The sequence below is a fragment of the Oceanobacter sp. ABM4_470 genome (assembly GCF_056158645.1).
Window position 1 is genome coordinate 1,461,379 of the sequence record NZ_JBSWTR010000001.1, and the last position, 15,829, is coordinate 1,477,207.

The window sequence follows — 15,829 nt, forward strand, 5'->3', positions numbered from 1 at the left end:
CGACGCAGATGCGGAGATGAAACTTGATATTCTCCATAGGATGGGCTCTCGTGCCCATCACTGGCTTCGCAGATTTGTAGTCTGCCAACTGAACACTACCAGGCGCACATCGCCTGTTAACGCTTCGGCTTGCGGCCGCGTTTACGATGATCTTTTTTGGCTTTGCCGCCGTCATCGGTGGCATCGAACACCCGTCCACGACCGCCGCTTGGTGCTCCACTGCCCTTTTTGCGCGCTGCTTCCGCCATGCTGACACCGGAGCCCGGGATCAATTTCTTCTTGGGCTTTTTCGGCTTTTTAACAATTTGGCCGCCCAAAGCAGTTTCCGGGACCTTATGCTCTGGCTCAAACGCATCCATTGGGCGACGTGGAATCAGTTGATTGATCAGGGTTTCAATCTTTGCCAGCTGCTGCACTTCGTCGGCACTGATCAGACTGATGGCCGCGCCAGCGTTGCCTTTGCGGCCGCTGCGACCGATACGGTGCACGTAATCTTCGGCATTGATGGGCAGCTCCATGTTGATGACCAGCGGCAGCTGCTCGACATCCAGTCCTCGGGCGGCCACGTCGGTGGCCACCAGAATACGAACGTCCCCAGCCTTGAACGTTTCCATCGCCGCGGTACGGGCGCCCTGGGTTTTGTCGCCGTGAATGGAGGCGACGGAATAGTCACGGCTCGCCAGTTCGGCTTCCAGCTCGTCTACCAGACGGCGGGTTTTCACAAAAATCAGCGTTTGGCTGGCGTTTTGCTGCTCCAGCACAGTCAACAGTAGCTCGGTTTTTCGCTTTTTGTCGACCGGGATAAGCCATTGCTGAACGGTATCTGCTGCACTGTTAGCCTCCGCCACCTCAACCATCGCCGGGTCGCGGAGCATAAAGCTCGCCATGTCTTTTACGCGCTGGGAAAAGGTTGCCGAAAACAGCAGGGTTTGACGCTTGCGAGGAATCGCGCAAAACAGCTCATCCAGTTCACCGGCAAACCCCAGATCCAACATTCGGTCGGCTTCGTCCAGCACCAGGTACTGAATCTGTTCAAATTTGACGGCGTTATTACGATACAGATCCAATAGCCGTCCCGGGGTCGCCACCAGAATATCCATACCTTTGCGCATCGCCATCATCTGCGGATTGATACTAACGCCACCGTACACGGCATAACTGCGAATGCTCAGCCCTTTGCTGTAGGTCTGCACGGACTGCAACACCTGCTCGGCAAGTTCCCGGGTTGGCGTCAGAATCAGGGCTCGCACTCTATTTCCCGCGGTTGATTTGCCAGCAAGCAGCTTATGCAGTAGCGGCAATGTGAAGGCCGCGGTTTTTCCGGTGCCGGTTTGCGCCGACGCCATCAAATCCCGGCCTTTGAGTACCAAAGGAATGGCCTGTGCCTGCACGTCAGTCGCTTTGTGGTATTGAAGGGATTCAAGAATGGCCAGCAGGCTGGCATCCAGCCCGGATTTGGAAAAGTCAGACATGACGACGCCGCAGCAATGAAAGGCGGCGCAGTATAGGGAATTTGTGCCTTGGTTCAAAGGCGGCGAAGCTGGTGATAGCACTCTCCCGCCGCGCTACACCGATCCTGTCAGAAAAAACCTACACCTCAAAAAAACATGCCTCAAAAAACTAGGGACCCTCTGAAAAACCCGGTGCCCGCTCTGGATGACAGGGCGACGCTGAATCACGAAGCTGATTTGAAGGCCTGACGGGTCACGTCAAAAATCAGCGACACAGAGTCAGCAATGCCCTGCCATCCCCGTAGGGCGCGGCCTGCAGGCCGCCAGAACGGTGTTGGCGAATTTGGAAAGGACCCGTCATTCCGCTGCATTCGCCGCCTTGTTCTGACAACATGCAGGACTCGCGCAGAGCTGTGCAGAGTTATTCAGAGGGTCCCTAGGGCATGCGCTGATTCATTTCCTGCACGTTATTGGCGGTGCGGCGGAAGGTGTACCCCAACCGCTCATTCATACCTGCAATAAGCGACAGAAAGGCATCTGGCATTTGCTGCTCTTGCATGTGGACTTGTAATTGTTCGCTTGCCTTGGCCAATTGAGGGCTTTGCTGTCCCTTCGCTGCCGCCAGATAACTGGACGCCAGCGCCTTTAGCCAGTGCTCGTAGTGACGCCGCGATTCCGGCGAATCAGAGTGGTCTTGCACAATACGCCGCATGCGAAGCGCCACATGGCCAAGATTCAATCCGGTAAGGCCGAGGTCGGTCATGACCCGAAATTCCGATCCTGAATTACGGTCAGACAACGCCAATCTCAGCAGACGGTCGCCCATGCGGCTGTTAAACCATTCTTCCGTTTGTTCGGAACGATCGCGGTCCGCCAGTTCCAGCAAATCATCAGCGGTGGACTGTAGCAACCTGCCCTGCATGGTTTTATTGCCCGCGGGCGTAATGATTTTGAACACCCAGTAGAGAATCACCACACCCACCATGATGCCCATGGCAGTACCTAGTGAACGCGCCACATCAAACGCCATGGCATTGGAAGGTTGCACAATAATGGTGATCGGAATCAGAAAACCCAGGCCGTACGGTAAGGTCGGGCGATTGGCCAAGGCCAAAAGCCCCGGAAAAAAGACCATTCCCAGTACCATTACCAGAATTTCAAAGTCACCACTGGATTGGGATAACAGACCCAATACGCCCAAGCCAACCACAGTTGAAACCGCCACCCCCTGTACCAGCCGGGTAACGACCACGGGAATCATGGCCGTTGGCAAATGCGAAAACATAATTGAAAACACCACCGGCATGATCATTAACATCAATGCGGCAGTAGCGCCGGTTTGAATCCAGATGAACGCACCGATGGCAAACACCACCACGGAACGGGTGGCATTGATAACGGCCACCAGACCGTCCTTGTAGCTCTGGATGCTAACGGCCTTGAGCTGGGTATCAGATAGATCGGTCTGCTCGATGGCTTGCCATGCCTTGAGCGTCACAATCAGATCGCTGACCAGATCTATTGCGATTTTGCACAGACGAAATTCCAGCGACGACTGAAATTCAAACTGACGATGAAACTGGAGCAGTTCCTTACGCAGCTGTCTGGCCGCATTGTGTGCCTGTTCGTAGTCGCGAGTGGCTTCAACGGTCGCAAACGTGGCCGCAATACGCTGCATCCACTCGCCGTACCATTGATGAGCTTCGTCCGGATACTGGCGCTGGAACCGGCCCAGAATCTGAACATTAGCCATCAACGACATCACCCGGTTACACATCAGGTTGGCGGCACGACTGCGCCCCGGTCCTTCCGGCCCTTCAAAGGCAACGCCGCTGGCGTCATCAGTGATCGCCATTAGTGTGTCCAGAATCTGGTCGGCATGGTCGTGGCGTTGTTTGTGAGTACTGTCAGTGGCCAGCTCCAATTCCATGTATTTGAGGGTTTTGTTAATCAGAACCTGGCCGTTTTTGCGCAAGCCATCCTTGACGCTGACGGGCCAGATCAATTGGCTTACCAACACTGCACAGCCAGCACCTAACACCAGTTCAGCCACCCTTGAGCTGGCGATAGAAAACACCGTTTGGCTGGATGCAGAGCTGGCATCGGCCATGGTCAGCAACACCACCATGGCCGCCGACATGCCCGCCATGGCGAAACCATAGGTGTAATTAATGCTGCGAACCGTGGAAGACAATGCCGCGTTGATCCAGATCCACACACCAATACAAAGCAATGCCAGTTCCGGATATGGCATAAACGCCGCCAAAATGGCGATACCGACCAAAGAGCCAATGATGGTGCCGCCGACCTGAATAATGCCCTTCTGGATCACCAGCCCCGTTTCCGGGCGAACCTGCAAGAACACCGCAGAAACCACAGCCCAGTATGGCCGATCCAACCCCAGCGCCATGGCGAGGAACAGCGCCAGCGCCATCGACAAAACACCCTTGATCGCAAACATCAAGGCGGTTTTGTCTGGGCGAAAGACGGCTTCAATTAACGCGTTCATTTGGATTTCCGGGATTAAGGTGGCAAGGGTTTTTGGCTTTGAGGTTAATCGTTATTCCTGCTGAAGATGAATGGACGCCGTCATGCCTGCACTGAGGTGAACGTCGGCCGGGATGTCATCGAGTTTAATATCGACCGGAATGCGCTGAGCCAACCGAACCCAGTTAAACGTTTGTTGTACCTGCGGCAACATTTCACTGTTGGTGGTGGTGTTTGAGTTGGCAATACCGCTGCCAATACTGACGACCTTGCCGGTTAATGGCTGTTTGCGTCCCATCAGGAATACCCTGGCAGCCTGCCCCGGTTGAATGCCGTGAATCTTGGTTTCTTCAAAGTAGCCGGTGACGTAGAAGGAGTCTTTCTTTACCAATGACATCACCGCTGCGCCTTGCTGAACATAGTTGCCAGCATTCAGATTCATGCTAACCAGGGTGCCATCTTCAGGAGCTTGAATACGGGTGCGGTCAAGGTTGATTTGGTCGGCGGCAAGCTTGGCACGGGCCAGTTCCAGTTGTGCCTTGGCCGAATCCGTCTTGATACGATAGCTTTCCAGATCTTCACTGCTAATGGCATTGGTGTCGGTTAATTTCTGACGGCGCTGAAATTGATGCTGAGCCAGTTCCAACGCGTACTGAGCGACTTCCAGCTCAGCGTTGTCCTGAACAATGGCTGCTTTATAACGCTTGTCATCCACCTGGAATAGCAGGTCACCTTTCCTCACTGCCTGGTTGTCTTTTACCGACAGTTGCGCCACCCAGCCAGAGACATCCGGGGCAATGGTAATAACGTCAGCCCGAACTCGGCCGTCACGGGTCCAGGGGGAATACAGGTAGTGATCCCAAACCCACTTGCCAACCAGTAAAGCAACAGCGACCAGAGTCAGTGTGAGTGCGATTTGTAACGGTTTTTTCATGACTTAAAGCTCCCAGATCCAGACCAAAACACCGACGTAACAGACCAGCACAGCAAGATCGAACCATGCAGGCTTCCAGAGATATCGCCGGATATTGAGCCTGTGCATGATTTTTTGCGTTAGCCAGAACAACAAAAATGCCAACGGAATAATGACCACCAAAGGGCTGAACAGCAGACCAGCAAATGACACTTCATGCAGCATCAGTGCGACTCCCAATTAATCGAGCAATTCCGCTCTCAGTAGCGCCAGTGCCTCACGGTTAATTTCGTGGGCCATGCCCGGCACAATCGACAGCGACGTTGTAAATCCAAGGGATTTAAGGTGGTTGGAGGCATTGACCGCCTGATTGGATGTAATGACGGGATCGGCAGCGCCGTGAATGAACGAAAAACGGACGGTATTGTTGGCTACCGGAGCCATCAGCGGATAACTGGCCATTCGGCCCGACAGCGAAACAACATGGCAAGCCAGTAGTTCTTCGTACAATACTGACTGCAACGACATGATGGCACCTTGGGAAAAGCCAATCAGCCGGGTGTGTTCAAAACCCACCAGAAACATCGCCTGATAACGGCGAACCCGCTGGATAAACTCCGGCATGACTTCGTTGATGCGCGCGGCGCGGTTTTCTTCGGTCACCCCGCTCACTGAAAACCATTGCAAGCCACCACCCATATCGAATTCATACGGCGCACCGACTGACACAATGGCGGCGTTCGGCTTCAAACCACGAATAAACTCGCCGGTCGTCAGCAGGTTATCGGGGTGACTACCGACACCGTGAAACAGCAGGATAAGTTCGTCGGGCTGTTCCGGGCTGGCGATGATGCGATCCTGATCCATGTTGAAGCTCCCATTTGATAAAACGATGATGCTTCAAACGTAAAGTCAAACCACCTGCGAAACAATGCCTTTTAATTCAGATTGATTGTTCGACAGGATGGCTGAAACTTTTAATGGCTAACGCCTGTCCATGTTTACTTGAACTGGCCATATAAGAGCTGGTGAGGGATGGAAGAATTATTTGCTCTTCCAAATGGTCGCGACGGCTTCATCCGTTCCCAGCGCGCCCACAACCAGACACACCAGCGCAACGACCAAAAACACCACACCTGGCAGTAAACCACCGGTCAAGCCACCCGCCACCAGCGCCAAAGAGCCCGAGGCCAACAGCAGCATCAAGGCGCCTACCACCATCAGAATAATGCGATGGGAAGGCTTGTAGATGTATTCGCTTTCGCCTTTCTCAAACAGATTCAGAATCGGCGCAAAGATTTTTCTCAGAACAGCATGCATGGTAATCAAGGTCCAACGGCAGAAATTAGGATGGGCCAGATGCTACCAGACTCCGCCGAACCCGGCAGCTTTGCCGACTTTGTCGGCTCAGGTAAACTGGCCAGCCGATTCCCGATTCCCGATTCTCAATTCAATAGCACAGCACACCATGACCGACGATACTTCCGCATCAACAAGTCGAACCACTGACACAAATAACCAGATTAATCCGCCCATCAAGGGCTGGCATGCCCATGTGTACTTTGATGAGCATACGGTCGAACAAGCCCGGCAGCTGTGCTTGAAAGCCGCCGGGATGTTTCCAGATCTGAAAATGGGACGGGTACATGAAAAACTGGTGGGGCCGCACCCTGACTGGAGTTGCCAGCTTGCGTTTCTGAACAAGGATTTTGCTGGGGTAATGAGCTACCTGACCATGAACCGTGCCGGCCTGACGGTGTTTATTCATCCGATTACCGGTCAGGACACCATCGACCACAGCCAGCGTGCGATCTGGATGGGCGCAATACGTCCCATCAAGCTAGAGCGCCTGCCCGATGCCGGCGTTAAGTACGATTTGTTTTAGGGGACATCTATTTAATCCGGTGCTCACTCTGGGCTGCCGGATGGTTTCGAATCACGAAGCCGACTTGCAGGCCTGACGGGTCAAGTCAAAAGTCGGCGACACAGAGTCGAGATCATCCGGCAGCCCCCGCAGGGCGCGGGTTGCCGCCGCCCAGTGCTGTGTTGACGAACTTGGAAAGGACACGTCATTCCACTGCATTCGTCGCCTTGCACTGAACAACGGCAACACTCGCGCAGAGCCGTGCAGGATTAAATAGATGTCCCCTTTAGGATACAAATCTATTGATTCAAGCCTTCATAAACTGAATCAGGCGTTCCGGTTTCAGCGGTGGTGAATAGAAAAAGCCCTGCATGATGTCGCAACCCATGTCCTTTAACAGACCAACATGCTCCTGCCGCTCAACGCCTTCTGCCACGGTTTTGAAACCAAAACAGGCCGCCATTTGCACCACCGTGCGGGCCAGATTCAGGTCTTGCTGATTGGTGTCCATGTCGCGCACAAACATTCGGTCGATTTTAAGCACCGAAACCGGCAAATTCTTCAGATACGATAACGACGAGTAGCCAGTGCCGAAGTCATCAATAGCGATACTGATGCCCTTCTGGCCAAGCTTGTGCAGCTGTTGTAGAGCTTTCTCCATATCCTGCATCAGGCCGGTCTCCGTCACTTCCACCTGAAAGTGCCTGGGCTCCAGTGCCGCGCGGTCGAGCTTTTCCAACAGCACATCGGCAAAGGATTCCTGCTGTAACTGCACTGCCGATACGTTGACCGCCACCTGAAAGTCAAGATCGACTTCCTCATTCAGCTGCCAGCAGAGCATCTGGTTGATGGCGGCATCGATCACCCAGTCGCCGATTTCCAGAATGTCGCCAGTGGCTTCGGCCAGTGGGATAAATTGATCCGGCGGCACAAAGCCGGTTTCTTCACCATCCCAGCGCAACAGCGCTTCTGCACCGCTCACCTTGCCGGTTTTCACGTCTATCTTGGGCTGATACAGCAGAAATAGCTCTTCTTTCTTTACCGCGTGGTGCAGGGCAGCCCGTATGGTGTTTCGTCGCTTCAGGTCGTCTTCCAGCTCGATGGAGTAGGTTCCGACGCTGTTAACGCCAGCAGGCACCGACAGCGCCGCCATACGAATCAGTTGTTCAGGGTCGCGGCTGTGACGGGTACTGGCGATGCCAATGGATAATTTCAGCGTGCAGCGCAAGCCAAAGACATTGAAAGGCTCGCTCATCAACTGGATCAGCCGCTCGGCCAGTTCTGTGTCTTTTTGGGCGTCGTCGTTCTCGCACACCATCATCCATTCGTAACCGTTCCAGATTCCCCAGAACGTCGATGATGGAATAAAGCGCCGCATGCGATCACGCAAGGCGAGTACGGCGTTGTCGGCAACGTCGTAACCGTTCATCCGGGCCAGGTCATCCAGGCCATTGAACGTCAGGAACATCACGGACAGTTCCTTGCCAGCAGCGACCATGCGGGAAATCTGGGTGCTTAACGCCCGGCGGTTATGCAAACCGGTTAGCGGGTCTTCCACCGACAACCGCTCCAGCTCTTCGGTACGCTGATGAGCCAGCTCTTCCATCCGCTCGGCACGGTTGGTTTGCCAGTTCATGCGGTTTTGCAGCCGCAACAGATTGTCGATACGTTTCAGCACCTCGGGCTGATCAAACGGCTTGGTCAGAAAATCATGGGCACCGGATTCCAGCGAGCGCATACGGGTTTGCAAATCGGTCTGTGCCGTCAAGACAATCACTGGCGGCGCATCTTCGCCCATGTAGCGCAACAGTTGGTCCATGACGTCGTGGCCGTCCATATACGGCATACGAATGTCCAGCAGGATCAGATCGCGTTTGGTGTCCTGCACCAACCCCAGCACCTTGCGTGAATCGGTACAGCCATGGACGTTGATATAACCCTCTTCGTCCAGCATGTCCTTTAGCAGCTCGACATTCACCGGGTTGTCGTCGACCACCAGAATGTTCGCTCTTTTGGGCATCAGCAGTTTCCTTTTTCCAGCAATTCGTCCACCAACTTCAGCAGCTGGGGAATGTCTACGGGTTTGGTCAGGTACTCATAAAAGCCCGCCTGATTAGCGCGGGTAATGTTGGCAGCATAAGCGCCTGCCGACACACCAATCACCGGAATATGCCGGGTGATCGGGTTTTGTTTAAGAATAGCTTGTGCTTGAAAACCGTCGATACCGGGCAGATCGATATCCATCAAAATAATGTCTGGCGGATTGGCGCAGGCCATTTCCAGCCCGACTTCAGCACTGTTAGCGAGTTGCAGCTGGCAATGGCTGACATCTTCAAAAATATCTTCCATCAACTGCTGGTTGGCTGGGTTGTCTTCGACATACAGCACGGTGTGGCTGACCTGATGCTGTTCACTTTTGCCAATCATCGGCGTTTGGGGTCGGAAACTGGGTGCTGAATAATTCTCGGCAATCGGTAACTGAACCCAAAACCGACTGCCCTCGCCTTCTACGCTGGATGCCCCGATCTCGCCGTTCATCAGGCCAATCAGTCGCTTGGTCAGGGCCAGACCAATGCCGGTGCCTTCGATGGCTCCGGATTCTGCACCCAAACGATTAAACGGCTGAAACAGCAAACCCATCTTTGACTCGGCGATGCCAATTCCTGTGTCTTCAACGGCCATTTCCAAACGACCGTCTACCAGCTTGCGGGTGACGGTAATGGAACCGCCCTCGCGGTTGTATTTAACGGCGTTGCCAATCAGATTAATGAACACCTGCTTTAAACGGGTGTAATCCGCCATAACCACCTGGCCTAACTCACCACTCTGATCAATGGTCAGTTTCAGCTGCGCGGCGCTGGCTAGTGGGCCAACAATTTCCAGCACCTCAGCCAGCACCTGATCAAGGTTGGTTTCTTCAATACTGAGGGTGATTTTGCCGGATTCGATCTTGGCCAAATCAAGCACGTCATTGATCAAATCCAGCAAATGTTTGCCGCTGGCGTATATCTGGTTGACCTGACGGGTCTGGCGGTCATTCAGCGGGTGTTTGCTGGACAGCATTAACTGGGCAAAGCCCAAAATGGAATTTAACGGCGTTCTTAGCTCGTGGCTCATGGAAGACAGGAAGTCACTCTTCGCTTGGCTGGCGCGCTCTGCCCGCTCACCAGCCAAGCGGACTTCTTCCATGATTTTTTCGCGTTCGGCAAAGCCCCGGTACAGGTTAATCAGCAAGGCGCAGGTGGATGTGAACGGCTCCAGCCAGGCAACCAGCTCGTCGTCGTAGTCTTCCGCGCCGTTGGCAATGGCGTACATCCCCAACAACTTGCCTTGCGACATAATGGGCACGCCCAGATACCGGTACAACGCTGGATGGCCCGGTGGGAAAGCACTTTTTCGCATGATGTTCTGAACGTCGTTGTCGAGCACGGTTTCACCATGCACAAAAACCTTTCCCAGCATGGTGTCTGCGTTGGTAAGTCGCATGTCACCCGATTTCAACGCTGCCATCAGCCGCCGGGAGTCTTCGCTCCAGGACAGGTCGGTAATTGAGTGAATTTTAAGTGCATTGGTTTCCTGATCAGGCACCAGCTCACCGATCAGCGCAAATTCACTATTGGTAAGTTCGCGCAGCGCTTCCATCAGGAAGTCCCATAAGCCATCACCCGACAACAACGCCTGATAGTCGGTCAGGCCGCGGTGCAACACCGTCAGCAGCTTTTGTTCTCGCTCCACCTGATTGGAAAGCTGAGTGAGCTTGGTAACGTCGTGCTCCACCGCTACCACGCCACGGACACCATCCTGGCTGTCTTTTAACGGCGAATACTTGACCTCAATACGACGGCCGTCATCCAGCCATTCGCGGGTGCTCACCGGTTGGCCGCTGGACAGTACCTTTTGCTCAGCTTCATTGAGTTGTTGCGATGTGCCTCGGGCAGCAGCTGCGCCAACGTTTTTCAATGCGGCCGAATTGGCAATTAGATAGCGGCCTCTGGCGTCACGGGCATAAAACGGATCGGCATTGGCTTCGATTACAGAACGCAGCAGCATGCGTTCGTCCTGATGGCGTAGGTCGGCTTTTCGCTCGGCACTGGCAGCGGTAACAACGACCAGAAAATCCTTTTCGTCCATCAGCCCCTGACCAGGCACTTCACTGACGGCTAAATGCACCGGAACGGACGTGCCGTCCTTGTGGCGTATATAAGTATCAACTCCAGCTATGGGGTGTGGCCGTTGCAGATACGTTGATATTTCATCCGTGATGCGCTCATTAACCGAGGTCTCTGGTGCCAATGCCGAACAGTTTGAACCAACCAGCTCGGATGCCTGATAGCCCAGAAGACTCACCATATGGGGCGTGACTTCAAGAATGTCGCAGCGGCCGTTCATACGAATCATGCCAGCGGACGACGCCTCCATCAGCGCGTCAGCACACGCCAGGTGGTATGTTTTGGCGGCCGTTTCGGATTCCAACTGTCGGCTGGTTAGCTGCAACTGTAACCACTGAGCAATGAAATTGGCCAGCTGGCGAGCATGAGATATCTGGGAATCTGAAGGCTGTGTATCTGGTTGTCCGTAAACACACAACGAACCAACGGTGGTGTGGGATTCAACGCTTAGAGGAACACCCAGATACCAACCGTAATCTCCTGATAGCGCAGCACTGGCATAGCGGCCATCGTTTTGCGTGTCTGTGATCAGCAGTACGTCCTGTTCGCACAGGGTATAGGCTGCCAGCGAGTCCGAGCGACCAGCATCTTCTGCTTCAGTACCACAGGATGCACAGCACGCAACACTGCTGGAACCCACCAGATTGATCTGCACCACCGCAGCAGCAACCACATCGGTCACCAGTGAGGCCATGCTCTGCAGTTCTTTCGACGGCTCCCGAGTGAGCTTAATCAGCTCTTTGGCAAGCTGTAGCCGTTGGACTTCATTGTCGGGGATCGGGACTTGAGACATAACCGCACCAGTTAAACTACCGTTCCTAAAGTTAAGGACAGGAACCGGGCTTTCTCTAGCTGATGCGGATTTTATTTCAGTAAATGGCGTACAAACGACGTATTGGTCAGCTTACAGGGTCCAGTAGCCAGACCTTTTCAGTGGCGGGAGTTTTGCCTTTCATGCCACCCTCGACCTCTACCGATTCCAGCAACTGAGGGTTGTAGTGAGCGCGGTAGTTTTGATGAACCTCGTCGGCTTCTACTGAAAATGGTGGCCCGGGCATCTTCGACTGGTCGTACTCAAAACAGATCAAAAGCTGTGGTGCAGAGCCGGAAATGGATACCAGATGCTGGGCATACTCGATGCGAACCGCAGCTGGCAGTGCAACCATGGCGGCGCGGTCGTACACCAGATCAACCGGGCCAAGCAGCTCGGCGGTCAGCTTGAAAATATCGCCGCTGAAAATACGGATACCGTTCGCCTGCCACAGCTTCAGAGGCTGCTCAGCAGCGTAGTCCGCTACCACGGTCACATCCGGGGTAACACCAAGTTCGTCGAACAATGCCTGAACGGCTTTTTCACTGAGCTCCGCACCTGCAATGGCGTAGCCCTGCCCTAATAGCCAGGCAATATCCAGGGTTTTGCCACACAAAGGCACAAACACCGTGCCTCCCAAATGCCCCATGCAAGGCCAGTTGCGAGCCAGCAAAGGATTCACCTCGCTGTTGTGAAAGCCTATTTCACCGCGTTCCCACTTGCTGTGCCAAAATTCAGCGTCCATGGTCTACTCCTCTGTTTTATAACGGCAGAACCATATCAAACAACGCATGACATCTGTTAATCGCAACACAGCGTGCACTGGGCGTGTAGATATCAGCGTGCAGACATCAGCGAGCCAAGGGACCCTCTGAAAAACTCGGTGCCCGCTCTGGATGACAGGGCGAAGCTGAATCACGAAGCTGATTTGCAGGCCTGACGGGTCAAGTCAAAGATCAGCGACACAGAGTCAGCAATGCCCTGCCATCCCCGTAGGGCGCGGCCTGCAGCCCGCCAGAACGGTGTTGGCGAACCTGCGCGGCCCGATTTGAAAAGGACCAGCCATTCCGCTGCATTCGCCGCGGGTTTATAGAGAGCCAATGACAACCTGCAGGACTCGCGCAGAGCTGTGCAGAGTTTTTCAGAGGGTCCCTAGTTGATTTGCGTGATCGAAGCGAACAGGTGACGGGAAAAGAAACGGAAAGCGGCTGAGTAAAAGGTCTGGCTGAAAAAGGATTGAGAGAAAGCAATAAAAAAGTAAGGAAGCCCTGCTGAACGAATCCTTGGACAGTTCAGGGCGTGGCAAGGTCAGTCCAGATCGCGCTCGTCACGACGGAACTGCGGGTTGATGCGTACCGGTTGAATCGCACGCTCTCCCTGACGGAAGAAGCCGGAAAAGCCGACAAACAACACACTCCAAATAACCAACACTGCCAAGGCGCTTGCAATACTCATGGTTGTCTCCTGATTTTGTAATCATTGTTCTACAAGACACATCCTGTTTAGCACGGTTCCGTGGAACCTGTGGCAAGACTAACCCTTTTTGTCAGGAATTTTACAGCGGCGTTACATTTGACCCTTTAAGCGGCCTGATTTGACACATTAATTCAGAGGCCATCAGGTCTGATTTGAAGCGCAAACCAGACCCAATAAACTCCTTTTACGCTGGCTGTATACCACTGTTTCGATCGTTCCACGGACGCTCGTCCACGATCAAGTGAATCACTGCCGAAAAAGCCCCTACGCCAACACCAACCCACCAAACCAGATTGTAGTTTCCAAACTGATCGTAAAGGCTGCCACCCAACCATACACCCAGGAATCCACCGATTTGATGCGACAGGAATACCAGGCCGTAGAGAGTTCCCATATAGCGCAGTCCATAAATTTGAGCGATCAACCCTGACGTTACCGGAACGGTTGCGAGCCAGAGCCCACCCATCAGCACAGAGAACAACAGCACGCTGAATGGCGTGATCGGCGCCATGATAAATGCCGCAGCAACAACCGTTCGTAATGCATAAATGCCAACCAGCAAGTATTTGCGGGAGTAAATATTCCCCAGATAACCAGCCAGAATCGTACCCATGATGTTGAACACGCCAATAAACGCCAATGCTACGGCCCCCAGCGTTGACGTTGAGGTGATGCCCAGTGAGCTTAGAATTCCATGAGGCTCAACGGCCTGACACATTTCGGCGACAAACGCAGGGAAGTGAGCCGTAGTAAAGGCCAGCTGGTAACCACACGAGAAGAACCCCAGGAAAATAAAGATAAAAGTCGGGTCTTTCATCGCCCGCTTCACCACATCGCCGAGGCTTTGTTCCGAAGCAGCAGGCTTAACCGGTGCTGGCACTTTCAGAAAGGTGAGTGCAAACATGGTCACCAGAATCAGTCCGGCAAACACCATAAAGACCTGCTGCCAGGCCAGGCTATCCAACAGAAACTGCGCCAGTGGTGGGCCAACCACCTGACCCGCCGATCCTGCTGCGGTCACAACTCCAAGGGCCATTGAGCGATTCTTGTCAGAGGTTGCCCGACCGACCACGGCCAGAATCACCCCAAATCCGGTACCTGCAATACCAAAACCAACCAGCATCTCCAGAAATTGATGTTGACCGGGCGTAATGGCATAACCCGACAAAAACAAACCGACGGCATAAAACACGCCGCCTAACAAAATGGCTTTGCGGTCACCAAATTTCTCAGCCATGGCACTGAACATAGGCTGACCGATACCCCAAAACAGATTCTGCAAGGCAATCGCGAACGAGAACTCTGCCCTGAGCCAGCCAAATTCGTCGGCAATGGGGATCTGAAATAAACCAAACGCCGAACGAATGGCAAAACCGACCAGTACAATGACACAGCCTGCAATCAATACCGGGTGTAATAAATTACTGTGCTGACCCGGCGGCAGTGCGGCGCTCTGCGACGCGGAACCTGAAGAAGACGCCATAACCTTTTCAACCTATAACCAAGATAATCACACGGATATTCTAACGACCCATCTCCGCGCCAACAGATACAGTTTGGCCCCGCTTGGACCATACAGCGGGCATCAACTTGTTGCCCTGGTTGGGCGTTAGGCGCTAGAAGTTAGCTGTTAGCTGTTAGCTGTTGCCGAGCTTCCATTATTTGCCAGAAATGGTCCAAGGCATGGATTGTTATTGGTCGCACACCAGAAAACAGCCTGTTCCACCACCGCCACATCAGCTTGGAGAACAGGAACGAACACTACGCCATCCAACTGCATTCGGCACATGGACTCAGGCACCAAAGAAACACCGAGCCCCTCAGCCACCAGGTTGACGATGGTCTGTTGCAGCTGAGTCTGTAACACCACTCGGGGCTCAAATCCCCCAACCCGACAGGACTCCATCAAGGCACGATGTAGTTCAGGGGCAGTTTCAGAAGGAAACGTCACAAAATCATCGTCGGCCAGTAGCGCCAGATCCAAAGGCGTGACATCGCTGGATGCCAACCGTTTTACAACAATGGGATGTTTGGATGGCAGCACGGCGACCATGGATTCGGAATGAATGGTGGTGCAGCATAGTCCATCAATGAGTTGGTGGGGGTTGAATGGCGGAAAGCTGATGCCGGCGTCCAGTTCACCGCTTAACAGCGCTTCGTCCAGATCACTGGGCAACACTTCCTTTAAATTGATTCTTACATCTGGCTGTTGATGCTTAAAGCGCGCCAGCAGCTTTGGCACCACGCTCCAGGCGGCACACATGGTAAAGCCAATGGTGATTTCCCCTACTTCGCCACGGTCTGCCGCCCGAACCCGATGAATCGACTGATCGACCTCATCCAGAATCCTACGGGCACTGACCAAAAACACCTCTCCAGCTGGCGTCAGTTCGACGGTACGAGTTCGACGCCGAAACAACTGCACTTGCAGGGTTTCCTCCAGCGCTGCAATTTGGCGACTCAGCGGAGGCTGTGAAATGTGTAGTTTCCTGGCCGCCTCTCCGAAGTGCAATGTTTCAGCCAGCACCACAAAGGCGTTCAAATGGCGAATGTTCATGCTGCTAAGTTCCAAGTAGATTGATACTCTAATCGGTATTAATTTACATAAAAGCAGCATTGGACGGTATCGGGAATCCTATTTATTCTGCCGTCACTCAC

13 protein-coding genes are annotated in these 15,829 nt (G+C 53.6%); 1 reads left to right on the forward strand and 12 read right to left on the reverse strand.

The window, feature by feature from the left end; all coding sequences use genetic code 11:
- Positions 1–116 precede the first annotated feature (116 nt).
- The 6 genes from ACXADJ_RS06500 to ACXADJ_RS06525 all read right to left on the reverse strand — a co-directional run bounded on the left by ACXADJ_RS06500 (position 117) and on the right by ACXADJ_RS06525 (position 6,171).
- Positions 117–1,472 (reverse strand): DEAD/DEAH box helicase, encoded by a 1,356-nt coding sequence (locus tag ACXADJ_RS06500; protein WP_475064184.1) that lies wholly within the window; start codon positions 1,470–1,472, stop codon positions 117–119.
- Between the two features lie 415 nt (positions 1,473–1,887).
- Positions 1,888–3,960, reverse strand: a complete 2,073-nt coding sequence (locus tag ACXADJ_RS06505; RefSeq protein WP_475064185.1) for an FUSC family protein — start codon at positions 3,958–3,960, stop codon at positions 1,888–1,890.
- A gap of 51 nt (positions 3,961–4,011) precedes the next feature.
- Positions 4,012–4,872: an efflux RND transporter periplasmic adaptor subunit gene (locus ACXADJ_RS06510; RefSeq protein WP_475064186.1), complete on the reverse strand. Its 861-nt coding sequence runs from the start codon at positions 4,870–4,872 to the stop codon at positions 4,012–4,014.
- 3 nt (positions 4,873–4,875) lie between these two features.
- Positions 4,876–5,076 carry a DUF1656 domain-containing protein gene (locus ACXADJ_RS06515; RefSeq protein WP_475064187.1) on the reverse strand — a complete coding sequence of 67 codons (201 nt, stop codon included), beginning with the start codon at positions 5,074–5,076 and terminating at the stop codon, positions 4,876–4,878.
- A gap of 15 nt (positions 5,077–5,091) precedes the next feature.
- A complete protein-coding gene (locus ACXADJ_RS06520; RefSeq protein WP_475064188.1) occupies positions 5,092–5,718 on the reverse strand; it encodes an alpha/beta hydrolase family protein in 627 nt (208 codons plus the stop codon).
- 177 nt (positions 5,719–5,895) lie between these two features.
- Positions 5,896–6,171 carry a hypothetical protein gene (locus ACXADJ_RS06525; RefSeq protein ID WP_028292834.1) on the reverse strand — a complete coding sequence of 92 codons (276 nt, stop codon included), beginning with the start codon at positions 6,169–6,171 and terminating at the stop codon, positions 5,896–5,898.
- A gap of 148 nt (positions 6,172–6,319) precedes the next feature.
- Between ACXADJ_RS06525 and ACXADJ_RS06530 the strand changes: the two genes are divergently transcribed.
- Positions 6,320–6,736 (forward strand): DOPA 4,5-dioxygenase family protein, encoded by a 417-nt coding sequence (locus ACXADJ_RS06530; RefSeq protein WP_475064189.1) that lies wholly within the window; start codon positions 6,320–6,322, stop codon positions 6,734–6,736.
- Positions 6,737–7,022: 286 nt separating this feature from the next.
- Here the strand turns inward: ACXADJ_RS06530 and ACXADJ_RS06535 are convergent, their stop codons facing one another.
- The 6 genes from ACXADJ_RS06535 to ACXADJ_RS06560 form a co-directional block, all read right to left on the reverse strand.
- On the reverse strand, positions 7,023–8,735 hold the full coding sequence (locus ACXADJ_RS06535) for an EAL domain-containing response regulator (protein WP_475064190.1): 1,713 nt from the start codon (positions 8,733–8,735) through the stop codon (positions 7,023–7,025).
- Entirely contained in the window at positions 8,735–11,677 is a 2,943-nt protein-coding gene (locus tag ACXADJ_RS06540; protein WP_475064191.1) for an ATP-binding protein, read from the reverse strand. The genes ACXADJ_RS06535 and ACXADJ_RS06540 overlap by 1 nt, the downstream gene beginning before the upstream one ends.
- Positions 11,678–11,783: 106 nt before the next feature.
- On the reverse strand, positions 11,784–12,440 hold the full coding sequence (gene tmpT / locus ACXADJ_RS06545) for a thiopurine S-methyltransferase (protein ID WP_475064192.1): 657 nt from the start codon (positions 12,438–12,440) through the stop codon (positions 11,784–11,786).
- A gap of 563 nt (positions 12,441–13,003) precedes the next feature.
- Positions 13,004–13,150, reverse strand: a complete 147-nt coding sequence (locus tag ACXADJ_RS06550) for a hypothetical protein (protein WP_475064193.1) — start codon at positions 13,148–13,150, stop codon at positions 13,004–13,006.
- A 205-nt stretch (positions 13,151–13,355) separates the two neighbouring features.
- Entirely contained in the window at positions 13,356–14,654 is a 1,299-nt protein-coding gene (locus ACXADJ_RS06555) for an MFS transporter (RefSeq protein WP_475064194.1), read from the reverse strand.
- A gap of 147 nt (positions 14,655–14,801) precedes the next feature.
- The gene (locus tag ACXADJ_RS06560) at positions 14,802–15,728 is read right to left on the reverse strand and encodes a LysR family transcriptional regulator (RefSeq protein WP_475064195.1); all 927 of its coding nucleotides are present in this window, start codon (positions 15,726–15,728) and stop codon (positions 14,802–14,804) included.
- Positions 15,729–15,829 lie beyond the last annotated feature (101 nt).